This window comes from Pseudomonas sp. NBRC 111127 (genome assembly GCF_001320345.1).
Classification (GTDB): domain Bacteria; phylum Pseudomonadota; class Gammaproteobacteria; order Pseudomonadales; family Pseudomonadaceae; genus Aquipseudomonas; species Aquipseudomonas juntendi.
This window is the reverse complement of sequence record NZ_BCBD01000175.1, coordinates 1-11368: the sequence shown is the minus strand read 5'-3', so window position 1 is coordinate 11368 and position 11368 is coordinate 1. Positions and strand designations below refer to the sequence as shown.

At 63.1% G+C, this 11368-nt stretch carries 12 protein-coding genes and 1 pseudogene; 5 read left to right on the top strand and 8 right to left on the bottom strand.

Translation table 11 applies throughout. From position 1 onward, the window contains the following. The 3 genes from APH30_RS23355 to APH30_RS23345 form a co-directional block, all read right to left on the bottom strand. A partial coding sequence (locus tag APH30_RS23355; RefSeq protein ID WP_156326628.1) for an HD domain-containing protein occupies positions 1–277 on the bottom strand: 277 nt, incomplete at its 3' end. Between the two features lie 59 nt (positions 278–336). Then, positions 337–600 carry a DNA-directed RNA polymerase subunit omega gene (gene rpoZ / locus APH30_RS23350; RefSeq protein ID WP_003253383.1) on the bottom strand — a complete coding sequence of 88 codons (264 nt, stop codon included), beginning with the start codon at positions 598–600 and terminating at the stop codon, positions 337–339. 205 nt (positions 601–805) lie between these two features. Beyond that, positions 806–1678, bottom strand: coding sequence for a LysR family transcriptional regulator (locus APH30_RS23345; RefSeq protein ID WP_009684533.1), 873 nt, complete (start codon positions 1676–1678; stop codon positions 806–808). 245 nt (positions 1679–1923) lie between these two features. Here APH30_RS23345 and APH30_RS23340 point away from each other — a divergent pair, with 245 nt between their 5' ends. The 3 genes from APH30_RS23340 (at position 1924) to APH30_RS23330 (ending at position 5666) form a co-directional block, all read left to right on the top strand. Further along, positions 1924–3267 (top strand): glutamine synthetase family protein, encoded by a 1344-nt coding sequence (locus APH30_RS23340; RefSeq protein ID WP_371262914.1) that lies wholly within the window; start codon positions 1924–1926, stop codon positions 3265–3267. Positions 3268–3271: 4 nt separating this feature from the next. Then, the gene (locus APH30_RS23335; protein WP_054913893.1) at positions 3272–4045 is read left to right on the top strand and encodes a gamma-glutamyl-gamma-aminobutyrate hydrolase family protein; all 774 of its coding nucleotides are present in this window, start codon (positions 3272–3274) and stop codon (positions 4043–4045) included. A 79-nt stretch (positions 4046–4124) separates the two neighbouring features. Further along, on the top strand, positions 4125–5666 hold the full coding sequence (locus tag APH30_RS23330; RefSeq protein ID WP_054913892.1) for an APC family permease: 1542 nt from the start codon (positions 4125–4127) through the stop codon (positions 5664–5666). Between the two features lie 135 nt (positions 5667–5801). Here APH30_RS23330 and gmk read toward each other — a convergent pair whose 3' ends face one another. Then, a complete protein-coding gene (gmk, locus tag APH30_RS23325; protein WP_054913891.1) occupies positions 5802–6422 on the bottom strand; it encodes a guanylate kinase in 621 nt (206 codons plus the stop codon). A gap of 13 nt (positions 6423–6435) precedes the next feature. After that, positions 6436–7299 carry a YicC/YloC family endoribonuclease gene (locus tag APH30_RS23320; protein ID WP_009681990.1) on the bottom strand — a complete coding sequence of 288 codons (864 nt, stop codon included), beginning with the start codon at positions 7297–7299 and terminating at the stop codon, positions 6436–6438. 205 nt (positions 7300–7504) lie between these two features. On the opposite strand from APH30_RS23320, the gene rph reads away from it, so the two are divergent. Next, positions 7505–8227, top strand: a complete 723-nt coding sequence (rph, locus tag APH30_RS23315; RefSeq protein WP_009681991.1) for a ribonuclease PH — start codon at positions 7505–7507, stop codon at positions 8225–8227. 203 nt (positions 8228–8430) lie between these two features. Here the strand turns inward: rph and APH30_RS23310 are convergent, their stop codons facing one another. Next, positions 8431–9210, bottom strand: coding sequence for an exodeoxyribonuclease III (locus APH30_RS23310; protein ID WP_003253401.1), 780 nt, complete (start codon positions 9208–9210; stop codon positions 8431–8433). A gap of 80 nt (positions 9211–9290) precedes the next feature. On the opposite strand from APH30_RS23310, the gene pyrE reads away from it, so the two are divergent. Continuing rightward, entirely contained in the window at positions 9291–9932 is a 642-nt protein-coding gene (pyrE, locus tag APH30_RS23305) for an orotate phosphoribosyltransferase (protein WP_054905201.1), read from the top strand. A 154-nt stretch (positions 9933–10086) separates the two neighbouring features. On the opposite strand, the gene argB is transcribed toward pyrE, so the two are convergent. Then, complete coding sequence (gene argB / locus APH30_RS23300; RefSeq protein WP_009681993.1) at positions 10087–10992, bottom strand: acetylglutamate kinase; 906 nt, start codon at positions 10990–10992, stop codon at positions 10087–10089. A gap of 30 nt (positions 10993–11022) precedes the next feature. Next, positions 11023–11368 (bottom strand): annotated as a pseudogene (locus APH30_RS23295) (phosphomannomutase/phosphoglucomutase); the annotation flags it as partial.

Sequence of the window (11368 nt, the reverse complement as noted above, 5' to 3'; positions counted from 1 at the left end):
CGGTCTCGCCAAATTGCTGGCTGAGGGCTTCCTTGGCGATACCGGTGTCTTCGATGACATCGTGCAGCATGGCCGCCATCAGGCTTTGATGGTCCATGTGCATGTCGGCGAGGATGCTGGCCACGGCCAGCGGGTGGGTCACGTAGGGCTCGCCGCTGCGGCGGCGCTGCCCGTCGTGGGCCTGTTCGGCGTAAAAATAGGCGCGCCGGACCAGGTTGACCTGTTCAGGGCCAAGATAGGTCGACAGCCGTTCGGCCAAGGCTTCTATACCCGGCATGGGTTTACCTCCTGCCGAGGAAGAGGGCCTTGCGCCGTGCGACGTCGACCTGGCATCAATCAGACAGCCTCGTTGTTCTCGTCCTCGAACGCGGCGAACACCGGATCCTCGGTGACGATCTCTTCAGCGGCGATGAATTCGTTGGTGACGATGCCTTCGGCGATTTCACGCAGGGCAACGACGGTAGGCTTGTCGTTTTCCCACGCTACGCGTGGTTCCTTGCCGCCGGTCGCCAGCTGGCGAGCGCGCTTGGTCGAGAGCATGACCAGCTCAAAGCGGTTATCCACGTGTTCCAGGCAGTCTTCAACAGTTACGCGGGCCATGGTCTTCCTCAGTAGCAAATGCGGTGGGCGTGCAGCCCAATAGTGGGCAGGCGGACTCGATAGTATAAAAATTCACCAGCCAATAGGGAAGCGCTGTTTTGCCGAGCAGCGTCATCCCCAAGCCTGCCACCGCACCCTGCAGGCGCGGTTTCAGCCGCGAAAGGGCCGAAACAGACACCCTCGACGCATGAGCCTGACGATAACCTCAGAGCATCGCGCCGCGCAACCTCGGGGTCAGCTCTTCGAACAAGGTCTGCACCGAGCGCAGTGCCCGGCAGTCCGGGCGGGTCAGCAGCCACAGCTGGGTGTCGCAGCCGGCCAGCGGCCCGCTGAGCGCATCGACGCCGGGCAGCGCATGCACCATGTAGTCCGGCAGCGCCGCCACGCCCAACCCGGCGGTCACCAACTGGGCGATGGTCGACATGCTGCTGCACTGGTAGCGCGGGCTCAACCCGGGGTGCTGCTGGTTGCGCCAGACCACCGTGGGGTGGTCCTGCATGGAGTCGTCAGGGGCGATCCACGGGGTGCTGGCAGGCGATTCGGCCAGCCGCTCGCGCCACTGCGGCTGGCCGCAGATGACATAGGACGTCGAGCCCAGGTTGCGGCCCACCAGGTGTTCCGGCGGTGTATTGGTCAGGCGCAGGGCAATGTCGGCGTCGCGCCGGCTGAGGTTGGCGAAGGTGTTGGAGGTGCCCATTTCCAGCGACAGCGCCGGGTAGTTGGGCATGAACTCGGCCAGCGCCGGCAGCAGCAGGCTGTGCATGACCGCCTCGGTACAGGTCAGGCGCACCGTGCCGCTGACCACCTGCTCGCCACTGGTCATGGCAATGCGCGCGGCCTCCAGCGCCTGCTCGGCACGCTCGGCCTGCTCGGCCAGGGCCTGGGCAGTATCGGTTGGCAGGTAGCCTTTGCGGCTTTTCACGAACAGCGCAGTACCGAGGGCCGATTCCAGCCGGCGTATCGAGCGAAAGACCGTCGATACGTCAACTTTGAGCAACTCGGCGGCCTTCGCCAGCGAGCGGCCACGCTCCAGTGCCAGGACCAGAGTGAGGTCGGCGTGGGTGATCTGATATTGCATTGGTGCACGCTCTGCTTGCCGAATTGCCAATGTCTGTTGCATCAGGGCCATTTTATAGTGAAACCGCCCCCCGGAATCAATGCGCCCGGTCGGGTCAACAATCCCCACGATGGGAAGTGAAAAGAACAACAGCTGCAACCATCGTCGCCCATGAGGCGCCAGCCGTACCCCCCACATCGCCGCAGCAAATCAAAGGATGTACAGCCATGACGTCGGTCACCCCGTGCGCCAGTTCTTCCAGCGAGATGAAAGACTTCCTCCAGGCCCATCCGGACACGCAGTACGTTGACCTGCTGATCTCCGACATGAACGGCGTGGTACGCGGCAAGCGCATCGAGCGAGCCAGCCTGCACAAGGTGTACGAAAAAGGCATCAACCTGCCGGCGTCGCTGTTCGCCCTGGACATCAACGGCTCCACTGTGGAAAGCACCGGCCTTGGCCTGGACATCGGCGATGCCGACCGTATCTGCTTCCCGATCCCTGGCACGTTATCGGATGAGCCGTGGCAGAAGCGCCCCACAGCCCAGTTGCTGATGACCATGCACGAACTGGATGGCCAGCCGTTTTTTGCCGACCCGCGGGAAGTGCTGCGCCAGGTGGTCAGCAAGTTCGACGACCTGAGCCTGGCTATCTGCGCCGCCTTCGAGCTTGAGTTCTACCTGATCGACCAGGACAACCTCAACGGCCGCCCGCAACCGCCGCGCTCGCCGATTTCCGGCAAGCGCCCGCAATCGACCCAGGTGTACCTGATCGACGACCTCGACGAATATGCAGATTGCCTGCAGGACATGCTCGAAGCCGCCAAGGAGCAGGGGCTGCCGGCGGACGCCATCGTCAAGGAAAGTGCCCCGGCGCAGTTCGAGGTCAACCTGCACCACGTTGCCGACCCGCTGAAAGCCTGCGACTACGCGATCTTGCTGAAACGGCTGATCAAGAACGTGGCCTACGACCATGAAATGGACACCACCTTCATGGCCAAGCCCTACCCGGGCCAGGCAGGTAACGGCCTGCACGTGCACATCTCGCTGCTGGACAAGAAAACCGGCAAGAACATCTTCGCCAGTGACGACCCGCTGCAGAGCGACACCCTGCGTCACGCCATTGGTGGGGTGCTGGAGACGATGCCGGCATCGATGGCCTTCCTGTGCCCGAACATCAACTCCTACCGCCGCTTCGGCGCCCAGTTCTACGTGCCCAATGCGCCGAGCTGGGGCCTGGACAACCGTACGGTAGCCGTCCGTGTGCCCACCGACAGCAGCGACAACGTGCGCCTTGAGCACCGTGTGGCCGGCGCCGACGCCAACCCGTACCTGATGCTGGCGGCCATCCTGGCCGGCGTGCATCACGGCCTGACCAACCAGGTCGAACCCCAGGCGCCGATCGAAGGCAACTCCTACGAGCAACTCGAACAGAGCCTGCCGAACAACCTGCGCGATGCCTTGCGCGCGTTGGACGACAGTGAGGTGCTCAACCAATACATCAGCCCGGACTACATCGATATCTTCGTGGCCTGCAAGGAAAGCGAACTGGCCGAGTTCGAAGTGTCGATTTCCGACCTCGAGTACAACTGGTACCTGCACACGGTGTAAGCCCATGAGCGCAACTGCGGTCCCCTTGATCGGTGTCAGCGCCTGCCGCCAGCAGGTGGGGAAGAACTCGTCGCACACGGTTGGCGACAAGTATGTCGAGGCGGCCGGGTTTGCCGGCCTGCCGCTGATTCTGCCGGCCCGTGACGGTGGCAGCGACACGCAAGCGTTGCTGGCCTGCCTGCACGGCATTGTTTTTACGGGCTCGCCTTCAAATATCGAACCGCATCATTACAATGGCGCCCCCAGTGCCGCGGGCACCCGGCATGACCTGGCGCGTGACCGGCTGACCTTGCCGCTGCTGCAGGCGGCGATCGCCGCCGGTGTGCCGGTGTTGTGCATTTGCCGTGGCTATCAGGAACTGAACGTGGCCTTGGGGGGCAGCCTGCACCAGCGTGTGCAGGAACTGCCTGGCTACCTGGACCATCGCGAGCCCGAAGACGCGCCCCTGGAGGTGCAGTACGGCCTTCGGCACCCGGTGTTCGTCGAGCCTGGCGGCTTGTTCGAGCGCCTGGGGCTGGCAGCGCAGTTCGAGGTCAACTCGCTGCACAGCCAGGGCCTCGAGCGCCTGGCTTCGTGCCTGCGGGTCGAAGCGCGGGCCCCGGACGGCCTCATCGAAGCGGTGTCCATGCCCGGTGCGCCGGGCTTCGTCCTTGGCGTGCAGTGGCACCCAGAGTGGCGGTTCAGCGAAAACCCGGTCTCGCTGCGCCTGTTTCAGGCGTTTCGCGAGGCCTGCGTTGCCTATGCAGCACGGGACGGCGCACGGCTAACGCGCCCCTGACAGCAAGCTTTCAATGAGTGAAAGCGGGCCTTGTGCGCAAGGCCTGTAAGAACAATTCCAAAATTTACGGCAAATACTCATGAGCAATTACACAGAAGCCGCCCGCCCACCCGATGTGGCGGCCGAAGCGGGCAACGATCAGCGCAGCAAAGGCCTGGCCAAGGGCCGCCTGGGCTTGCTGGCCAGCGTGGTACTGGGCATCTCCACCATCGCCCCGGTGTATACCCTCACCGGCGCACTGGGCCCTACCGTGCGTGAGGTAGGAGCACACCTGCCAGCCGTGTTCATCGTCGGCTTCCTGCCAATGCTGCTGGTAGCCCTGGGTTACCGTGAACTGAACTCGGCAGAGCCGGACAGCGGCACCTCCTTTACCTGGTCGGCGCGCGCCTTCGGGCCGATGATCGGCTGGATCGGGGGGTGGGGGCTGGTGGTTGCCACCACCATCGTGCTGTCCAACCTGGCGGGGGTGGCGGTCGACTTCTTCTACCTGTTCCTCGGCCAGATCACCGGCAGGCACACGCTGGCGGGGCTGGCCGACAACCTGTTGATCAACATCGTCACCTGTTGTGTGTTCATCGCCCTGGCGGTGTGGATCTGCTGCCGGGGCATGGCCACCACCATGACCGTGCAGTATGGCCTGGTGGCCCTGCAACTGCTGGTATTGGTCGGCTTCGCTTTCGCCGCGTTCGGCGGCACCACCGCGCCACCGCCGATGGCGTTCGACCTGGCCTGGTTCAATCCATTCGGCGTGGAGTCGTTCTCGGCCTTTGCCGCGGGCTTGTCGCTGTCGATCTTCATCTTCTGGGGTTGGGATACCTGCCTGACCGTCAGCGAAGAGTCGGTTGGCAGTGAAGAGGTGCCGGGCAAGGCTGCCACCTTGACCGTCATGCTGATCCTCGGCCTGTACCTGTTCACTGCCATTGCCACCCTGCAGTTTGCCGGCATTAGCGAAACCGGCCTGGGGCTCAACAACCCGCGCATCCAGGAGAACGTGTTTGCCCACCTGGCCGGCCCGGTGATGGGGCCGCTGGCGATCCTGATGTCCATTGCCGTGCTGGCCAGTACCGCAGCCTCGTTGCAATCGACCTTCGTGGCGCCGGCGCGCACGCTGCTGGCCATGGGTTATTACGGCGCAGTACCGCCGAAGTTCGCCAGCGTTTGCCCTCGCTCGCAGACCCCACGCTACGCCACCATTTGTGCAGGTGTGGCGGCGGGCCTGTTCTACGTGACCATGCGTACGCTGAGCGAGAACGTGTTGGCCGATACCATCACTGCGCTGGGCATGATGATCTGTTTCTACTATTCGCTGACGGCGTTTGCCTGCGTCTGGTATTTCCGCGGCAGCCTGTTCAGCAGCGTGCGCCACTTCTTCATGCGTGGCATGTGCCCGCTGGTGGGTGGGGTGATTCTGTCGGTGATCTTCGCGCGTACCGCCATCGACAGCGCGTCGCCGGACTTCGGCAGCGGTTCGCATGTCGGCGGGGTGGGGCTGGTGTTCGTGATTGCCGCGATCATCTCGGTGCTGGGCATCGGGCTGATGATGCTGTCACGCCTGCGTGCGCCGGCGTATTTCCTGGGGGCTACCCTGCGCCAGCAGGCTACCCTGCCTTTGCAGGAATAAAGCAAGGGGCCGCGATGCGGCCCAATCGCCGGCAAGCCAGCTCCCACATGATCTCCACAGTATTCAGCTAGTGTGGGGCACCTGTGGGAGCTGGCTTGCCGGCGATTGGGCTGCAAGGCAGCCCCGTGCGGTCTCTCAGGAGAGCAATTCTTTCAGCAGCACACTCTTGCGTTGCTGTTGCTTCCTCAACACCAGGCGGTTGGCGCGGAACACTGCTTTCAAGTCTTCCAGCGCTGCATTGAAATCATCATTGATGATCACGTAGTCGTACTCGTCGTAGTGCACCATCTCGCTGACCGCTTCTTTCATGCGCCCATCGATGATCTCTTCGCTGTCCTGCCCGCGCCCGTCCAGGCGCTGGCGCAGCGCCTGCTGGCTCGGTGGCAGGATGAATACCGACAACGCATCGGGCATCACCCGGCGAACCTGCTGGGCGCCTTGCCAGTCGATTTCCAGAATCAGGTCATAGCCCTCGTCCAGGGTTTGCTGCAGTGCACTGCGCGACGTGCCGTAGAAATTGCCGAACACTTCGGCATGCTCCAGGAAGTCACCCTGTGCGATCAGCGCCTTGAATTCCTCGTGCACGACGAAGTGGTAGTTCACCCCGTGCTGCTCGCCCGGGCGCATGGCGCGGGTGGTGTGCGAGACCGAGACGCGGATCTGCCGGTCTTCCTTGATCAGGGCGTTGACCAGGCTGGTCTTGCCGGCGCCCGAAGGGGCCGAGACGATGTAGAGGGTGCCGCTGTTGTGGTTCATGGTTGGGGTGGCCTTACTCGATGTTCTGTACTTGTTCACGCATCTGTTCGATCAATACCTTCAGGTTGACCGCCGCCTGCGTGCTGCGTGGGTCGAAGGCCTTGGAGCCAAGGGTGTTGGCCTCGCGGTTGAGCTCCTGCATCAGGAAGTCCAGGCGCCGGCCGGCGGCGCCGCCCCCCTTGAGCACACGGCGTACTTCGGTAACGTGGGTGCTGAGGCGGTCGAGTTCCTCGGCCACGTCGCTTTTCTGGGCCAGCAGCACCATTTCCTGCTCGAGGCGCTGTGGGTCGAGCTCTGCCTGCATGTCGCCGAAGCGGTCGAGGATTTTCTGCCGCTGCGCCGCGAGCATCTGCGGCACCAGTGCGCGCAGCGTCGTGACTTCACCGGCCATGCTGTCCAGGCGCTCGTTGATCAGGCGCGCCAGTTCCTGGCCTTCGCGCTGGCGCCCGGCCTTGAGTTCGGCCAGGGCTTCGTCGAACAGCGCCATGGCTTCGGCGTTGAGTGCCTGCGGGTCACTGGTATCGGCTACCAGCACGCCGGGCCACGACAGCACTTCCAGCGGGTTGAGCGGGGCTGGCTGCCTGATCAGCCCGGCCACTTCTTCGGCGGCGGCGACCAGTTGTGCGGCGCGCTCGCGGTCGACCTTCAGCGGCTTGCCGGTGCTGTCTTCATTCAGGCGCAAGGTGCATTCCACCTTGCCCCGTGACAGCCCTTGGCGCAGGCCTTCACGCACGCCGCCTTCGAGGTCGCGCAGGGCCTCGGGCAGGCGCAGGTGCGGCTCCAGGTAACGGTGGTTGACCGAACGCAGCTCCCAGACCAGGGTGCCTTGGCTGCCGGCGCGCTCGACACGCGCAAAAGCGGTCATGCTATGCACCATGGGGAGTACCTCGCTTGGATAAGTGAACGGCGCAGGATTGTAGCGCAGTGGGGGCGTGGCGCCCAATCGGCCTATGTTACCGGTAGGTGGTGGTCGGGGTAGGAAAAGGCGACGGGCCGTCTGCGCGCGACAATAGGCATGTCCTCACCGGGCTTGCGGCTCTATAATGCTCGCCAGATTCAAAGTCCCAGTACAGGTATCCCAGATGAAACGTCCAAGTGGTCGCGCCGCCGATCAGCTCCGCTCGATCCGCATCACCCGCAACTACACCAAGCACGCCGAAGGGTCGGTACTGGTCGAGTTCGGTGACACCAAGGTCATCTGCACGGTCAGCGTGGAAAACGGTGTGCCGCGCTTCCTGAAAGGCCAGGGCCAGGGTTGGCTGACCGCCGAGTACGGCATGTTGCCGCGTTCCACCGGTGAGCGTAACCAGCGGGAAGCCAGCCGCGGCAAACAGGGTGGCCGCACCCTGGAAATCCAGCGCCTTATCGGGCGCTCTCTGCGTGCCGCACTGGACATGAGCAAGCTGGGCGACATCACCCTGTACGTCGACTGCGACGTGATCCAGGCCGATGGCGGTACCCGTACCGCGTCCATCACCGGTGCCATGGTTGCCCTGTGCGACGCCCTGGCAGTTATCAAGAAGCGCGGCGGCCTCAAGGGCGGTAACCCGCTCAAGCACATGATCGCTGCCGTTTCGGTCGGCATGTACCAGGGCGAAGCGGTGCTCGACCTGGACTACCTGGAGGATTCCGCTGCCGAAACCGACCTGAACGTGGTCATGACCAGCGCGGGCGGCTTCATCGAAGTACAGGGCACTGCCGAAGGCGCGCCGTTCCAGCCGGAAGATTTCAACGCCATGCTCGCCCTGGCGCAGAAAGGCATGACTGAAATCTTCGAGCTGCAGCAGGCGGCGCTGGCCGATTGAGACCAGCCGGAGAGGTGCAGATGTTCTGCCACCTCTCCGCGCTGCTGGGCCCGCTGATCTGGCGGCCGATCACAAAGATTTTCTGTGGCCCCGTTCGCGGGCACGCCCGCTCCCACAGGGATCGCGGCGCTTTCACTGGTAGCGCCGTACCTGTGGGAGCGGGCGTGCCCGCGAACGGGGCTGCAAAGCAGCCCCAATGGCCTTCAGATAGTCAGCGTCCAGTCATAGTCGACAATCAGCGGCGCATGCTGCGAGAAGCGCGGCTGGCGCGGCAGGCGGGCGTTGCGCACGAAGCGGCGCAGGCCCGGGGTGAGGATCTGGTAGTCGAACCGGTAGCCCAGGTTGAGCATCTCGGCCTGCTCGTTGTCCGGCCACCAGCTGTACTGGTCGCCTTCACGGCTGACTTCGCGCAGGGCGTCGACGTAACCCATCTCGCCCGTGATCGCATCCATCCACGCACGCTCCGGCGCCAGGAAGCCAGGCGACTGCTGGCTGTCGCGCCAGTTCTTGATGTCGAGCTTCTGCTGCGCCACGTAGAACGAGCCGCAATAGATGTACTCGCGGCGCTTGCGGCGCTGCTTGTCCAGGTACTTGGCGAAGTCGTCCATCAACTTGAATTTCTGGTTCAAGTCTTCGTCGCCGTTCATGCCCGAAGGCAGTAGCAGGCTGGCAATACTGACTTTGTCGAAATCTGCTTGCAGGTAACGCCCGTAGCGGTCGGCTGTCTCGAAGCCCAGGCCGGTGATGACTGCCTTGGGCTGCATGCGCGAATAAAGGGCCACACCACCTTGGGCTGGCACCTCCGCGTCGCAGGCATAAAGGAAATAGCCATCGAGCTGGAAAGCTGGGTCATCGAGTTCAAAGGCCGAGGCGCGGGTATCCTGAAGGCAGATGACGTCGGCATTCTGGGCTTGAAGCCAGCTGAGCAAACCACGCTCGGCCGCAGCCTGAATGCCATTAACGTTCACACTGATGATCCGCATAAATGGCCCCATAAATCTCGTGCGTGTATGATACCCGAGCTCAACCCATTTAGCTAAATCCGTGGTGTCCGGGACTATTCATGCAGCCGTATCAGCGCGACTTTATCCGTTTTGCCATCGATCGCGGGGTACTGCGTTTCGGTGAGTTCACCCTGAAATCGGGGCGTACCAGCCCGTATTTCTTCAATGCCGGCCTGTTCAACACCGGTTCCGCCCTGGCTGAACTGGGCCGCTGCTATGCCGCCGCCATCGTCGACAGCAAGATCCCGTTCGATGTGCTGTTCGGCCCTGCGTACAAAGGCATTCCGCTGGCGGCGACCACTGCCGTGGCGCTGGCTGACCAGCACCAGCGCGATGTGCCATGGTGCTTCAACCGCAAGGAAGCCAAAGACCACGGCGAAGGCGGCAGCCTGGTTGGCGCACCGCTGGCCGGTGATGTGCTGATCATCGACGATGTGATCACCGCCGGCACTGCCATCCGTGAGGTCATGCAGATCATCAACGCCCAGCAGGCCAAGGCCGCCGGCGTGCTGATCGCGCTGAACCGCGAAGAACGTGGCAATGGCGAGCTATCGGCTATCCAGGAAGTGGAGCGTGACTTCGGCATTCCAGTGGTCAGCATCGTTTCGCTGACCCAGGTGCTGGAGTTCCTGGCTGACGACCCACAGCTCAAGCAGCACCTGCCGGCTGTCGAAGCTTACCGGGCGCAGTACGGGATCTGATCCTGGCCCGGAAATGAAAAAGGCGACCTTCTTGTGAAGGTCGCCTTTTTTTGTGCCGCCTGTTTCGGCCTATTCGCGGGCACGCTCCCACAAGGCGCTATCCCTGTGGGAGCGGGCGTGCCCGCGAAGGGGCCGGTACAGGCTAACCGATCACTCAGCGCGGCTTGCGGTTGGTGATCAGGGTGCCCACGCCGCTGTCGGTGAAGATCTCCAGCAGCACCGCATTCGGCACGCGGCCGTCGATGATGTGCGAGCTGTTAACGCCGCCCTGCACTGCATCCAGCGCACACTTGATCTTCGGCAGCATGCCGCCGTAGATGGTGCCATCGGCGATCAGCTCGTTGACTTGCTCCGTGGTCAGGCCGGTCAGGACCTGGCCCTGTTTGTCCATCAGGCCCGCAATGTTGGTCAGCAGCATCAGCTTCTCGGCCTTCAGCGCTTCGGCCACCTTGCCGGCCACGAGGTCGGCGTTGATGTTGTAGGACTCACCGTTGACACCCACGCCGATTGGCGCGATGACCGGGATGAAGTCGCCCTTGACCAGCATGTTCAACAGGTCGGTGTTCACGCTCACCACTTCGCCCACGTGACCGATGTCGATGATTTCCGGGGTGGTCATCTCGGGGGTCTGGCGGCTGACGGTCAGCTTGCGCGCGCGGATCAGCTCCGCGTCCTTGCCGGTCAGGCCGATGGCGCTGCCGCCATGGCGGTTGATCAGGTTGACGATGTCCTTGTTGACCTGGCCGCCCAGCACCATTTCCACCACGTCCATGGTCGCCGAATCGGTCACACGCATGCCGTCGATGAAGTGGCTTTCGATCGACAGGCGCTTGAGCAGGTCGCCGATTTGCGGGCCACCCCCGTGGACGACCACCGGGTTGATGCCCACCGCCTTCATCAGCACGATGTCACGGGCGAAGCCGGTCTTGAGCTCCTCGCTCTCCATCGCGTTGCCGCCGTACTTGATCACCAGGGTCTTGCCGACAAAGCGGCGGATATAGGGCAGCGCTTCGGACAAAACCTCGGCTACATGGGAAGCGGCATCGCGATCGAGGGTCATGCAGGGCTCCTGTGAGGAACAGATAATCGGTCAGAACGGCAGTTGCAGCTCAGGATCAACCCGCAGCAACTGGGTACGGAAAACATCCTTGATACGTTGCAATTCGGCGTCACTGTCGGCCTCGAAGCGCAGTACCAGCACCGGTGTGGTGTTGGAGGCGCGAACCAGGCCCCAGCCATGGGCATAGTCGACCCGCACACCGTCGATGGTGGTCAGGTTGGCTTCGCCCCAGTCGGCGTCGCGTTGCAGTGCATCAATGATGCTGAATTTACCCTCGTCGGTCACATCAATATTGATTTCCGGCGTGGAAATATCGTTCGGGAAGGCGGCAAACAGGTTTTCGGCGCTCTGTTCGGCCTTGCTGAGGATCTCCAGC

Excerpts from the sequence above, each read along its gene's own strand:
- rpoZ (WP_003253383.1), bottom strand. The coding sequence starts at position 600 with ATGGCCCGCGTAACTGTTGAAGACTGCCTGGAACACGTGGATAACCGC.
- APH30_RS23345 (WP_009684533.1), bottom strand. The coding sequence starts at position 1,678 with ATGCAATATCAGATCACCCACGCCGACCTCACTCTGGTCCTGGCACTG.
- APH30_RS23340 (WP_371262914.1), top strand. The coding sequence starts at position 1,924 with ATGAAAGACTTCCTCCAGGCCCATCCGGACACGCAGTACGTTGACCTG.
- APH30_RS23335 (WP_054913893.1), top strand. The coding sequence starts at position 3,272 with ATGAGCGCAACTGCGGTCCCCTTGATCGGTGTCAGCGCCTGCCGCCAG.
- APH30_RS23330 (WP_054913892.1), top strand. The coding sequence starts at position 4,125 with ATGAGCAATTACACAGAAGCCGCCCGCCCACCCGATGTGGCGGCCGAA.
- gmk (WP_054913891.1), bottom strand. The coding sequence starts at position 6,422 with ATGAACCACAACAGCGGCACCCTCTACATCGTCTCGGCCCCTTCGGGC.
- APH30_RS23320 (WP_009681990.1), bottom strand. The coding sequence starts at position 7,299 with ATGGTGCATAGCATGACCGCTTTTGCGCGTGTCGAGCGCGCCGGCAGC.
- rph (WP_009681991.1), top strand. The coding sequence starts at position 7,505 with ATGAAACGTCCAAGTGGTCGCGCCGCCGATCAGCTCCGCTCGATCCGC.
- APH30_RS23310 (WP_003253401.1), bottom strand. The coding sequence starts at position 9,210 with ATGCGGATCATCAGTGTGAACGTTAATGGCATTCAGGCTGCGGCCGAG.
- pyrE (WP_054905201.1), top strand. The coding sequence starts at position 9,291 with ATGCAGCCGTATCAGCGCGACTTTATCCGTTTTGCCATCGATCGCGGG.
- argB (WP_009681993.1), bottom strand. The coding sequence starts at position 10,992 with ATGACCCTCGATCGCGATGCCGCTTCCCATGTAGCCGAGGTTTTGTCC.